Source organism: Candidatus Krumholzibacteriia bacterium, assembly GCA_035649275.1.
GTDB lineage: Bacteria > Krumholzibacteriota > Krumholzibacteriia.
In genome coordinates, this window is record DASRJW010000157.1 from 1 (window position 1) to 2,769 (window position 2,769).

The window sequence follows — 2,769 nt, forward strand, 5'->3', positions numbered from 1 at the left end:
CACGCCCTCGAGCCAGTTCGCCTCACCGTCCAGGGCCACCAGGTTCAACACCGCCACCGATGCCACCACGGCGAGCACCTCGAAGTCGGTGAAGAGCAGATCCAGGGGCTGCCCGAAGGCGTAACTCACGAACACGAGGACCGGGGCCACGAAGAGCGCGATCTGGATGCTCGAGCCCACGGCGATGTGCATGGCGAGATCCATCTGGTTCTTCCGCGCCACGAGCACCGCGGTGCTGTGCTCGGCGGCGTTGCCGACGATAGCGACGAGGATGACGCCGACGAAGACCTCGGTCATGCCGAAGGCTTCGGCGGTGGCTTCCACTGCCTGCACCAGCCATTCCGACACGAGGCCGATGAGCCCTGCGGCCACCAGGAGGACGACGATGGCGCGCCCGCGGCTCCAGCCGGGCCCATGGCCCTCGCCATGCGCTGCCGCGCCATGGTCGGTCCGTGAAAGCGACTCCACTGTACCCAACGACTCGCCTGCGGGCCCGGGTTGGCCAGCGTAGAGATGTTTGTGGGTGCGCAGCGAGAACACGAGGCTCAACAGATAGGTGACGAAGAGAACGATCGCGATCTCGAGCGAGAGCTCCTTCTCGTGGGCCTCGCCTTGGCCGGCCACGAGCCGGTGGAAGATCGCCGGCACCACGAGACCGATGGCGGAGAGGGCGAGCAGCGTCCCGCCCGTGCCCGCCGCCGTGGCGTTGAAGCGCAGCCGGTCGTAGCGGAACCCACCGGCCAGGATCGCGAGCCCCAGAACGAGAAGGATGTTGCCGATGATGGAGCCGGTGATGGAAGCCTTCACCACCCCGGGGAGGCCGCGCTGCAGTGCGACGAGGGCGATGATGAGCTCGGCGGCGTTGCCGAAGGAGGCGTTGAGCAAACCACCGAGCCCGGGTCCCAGGCGCTCGGACAGAGCTTCCGTGGCCCGCCCCATGAGGCCCGCGAGGGGCACGATGGCGAGCGCCGAGGTAGCGAAGACGAGGGGTGCGTTGGCGTGGGAGAACTCGAGCACCGCGGCGATGGGCAGGAAGACGAGCAGGATCATGAGGGGTGGAATGTGGACGCGACCGAGGCGCATGCTAGGATCTCCCCTGGCTCTTCCGGGTCGAAAGCCGTGGCCCCATAACGGTCGGCGGCGGCGCTGTGAGTGAGGAAGCCATGCGGGTGTCGATAGCATGTCGGACGGGATGGCGGCAAGTCATGAAGCAGTGGTACGGCGTGGCCACGGCCTTGTTCCTGGTGGTGAGCACGGGCTGCGGAGTTCATTCACAGACGCAGATGAGCGACTTCGACAAGGAGGGCCGCCCGGGCGACAATTACTCCGTGCAAACGACGATCGTCGGCAAGGAAACGGCCCAGCTGGAGAACGCCCGGACCCTGGCCCGGAGCGGCGACTACCCTGGAGCCATCTCCTTGCTCGAGCCGCTCCACGCGCGTCACGACCTGGATGCCAAGCTACGGCAGGAGATCCTCCTCACGCTGGGCGAGATGTACGGTGCACCGCTCAACGCGCAGCGGGACTACGCCAAGGGCAGAGCCTGCCTCGAGGAGCTCCTGAAGGACTACCCGGACTCCGAGCACGCCGACCGCGCCCGCAAGTTGCTCGACGCGATGCCGCACTGAGTCGTCGACTTTGCCGAGAGCACTGCGGCTACGGACAATCATCGTGCAGGGAATCCAGATTTGATCTTACGCCGCCAGAGCTCCTTGGCAGAAGGTAGGGAAGGATTCGTGTGCCGCGACGTTCAAGGCGCGACGCGAGTCGGAATCAGGAGTTTGCGGGTCAGCACCCTGCCGCCCGCCTCGAGACGGACGACGTAGACGCCCCGCGGCACCCTTCGGCCTGCGTTGGTCGTACCGTTCCATTCCTCGCTGTAGGTGCCGGCCGGCAGGGAGCTGCTCCGGAGCGTGGTGAGCAGCCGCCCGCTCACGTCGTGGATGGTGAGGCGCGTCTCGGCGCTCTGGGCGAGGACGTAGCGGACGCGAACCCGCGCCGCCTCCGACGCTTCGACGTCGAGAGAGAATGCCGCTGTCGCTTCGCCGTCGAGGCGCACCGAGCGGGTCACCAGCGACGTGCCGTCGAGGTGCTCGAGCTCGAGCCGGTACCACGCGGTGGGCGGGAGATCGCTGTCGTCGAAGGTCGTCGTCGCCGGCTCCAGGAGACCGGACGGGCGCCGCGCGAAGGGGCCCGAGGCGGAAGGGGCGCGCTGCACGTACAGCCCACGGAGGGCGCGTCGCGCCTCCTCCGCCAGTCGCCAGGAGAGCCGCGCCCCCGTCGGAGTCCGCAGCGCCTCGATCTCCGACACGAGGACCGGCACCGTGAGCGGCGTGGTCCAGTGCACCACGCACTCTTCTGGCGTGTTCGGGTTGCCATCGCAGTCGGCGGTGACGCCATCGTACAGGATCTTGGCGCGGGCAGCGTTCTGGAGCATCGCCTGTTGGGTGGAGCCGAGAACCATCGCCATCGCCACGTGCAGCGATTCGCCTGGCGCTAGCGCCGGGAAGGGGCCGATGGAAACGAGGATGCGATAGTCAGCGTCGAATGCGGATAGGACGGGCGATCGTGGCGTTGCACCAGGCGGGGGCAGCGATGCCGGTGAAGTGCCGTTCAAGCAGGCATAGCGCTCGGCGTCGTTCGTGGGTTCTCCCCCCTGGGAGTACGCGTCGTGGCCGGAGAACATCCGAAAGTTGCGCAGGCGAAGCGCTGGCGCCGGTGCTCCCCCGCCCTCGGCGCCGAGGAAGACGAAGCCGATGTTCCCGGGCG

At 67.8% G+C, this 2,769-nt stretch carries 3 protein-coding genes; 1 reads left to right on the forward strand and 2 read right to left on the reverse strand.

Going from position 1 to position 2,769, the window contains the following annotated elements; all coding sequences use genetic code 11:
• Positions 1-1,083: calcium/proton exchanger (gene cax, locus VFE28_17360; protein ID HZM17768.1), on the reverse strand; the 1,083-nt coding region annotated here is incomplete at its 3' end.
• A gap of 122 nt (positions 1,084-1,205) precedes the next feature.
• Between cax and VFE28_17365 the strand changes: the two genes are divergently transcribed.
• Positions 1,206-1,628, forward strand: coding sequence for a hypothetical protein (locus VFE28_17365; protein ID HZM17769.1), 423 nt, complete (start codon positions 1,206-1,208; stop codon positions 1,626-1,628).
• A 122-nt stretch (positions 1,629-1,750) separates the two neighbouring features.
• Here the strand turns inward: VFE28_17365 and VFE28_17370 are convergent.
• On the reverse strand, positions 1,751-2,769 hold a 1,019-nt coding region (locus tag VFE28_17370; GenBank protein HZM17770.1), incomplete at its 5' end, for a FlgD immunoglobulin-like domain containing protein.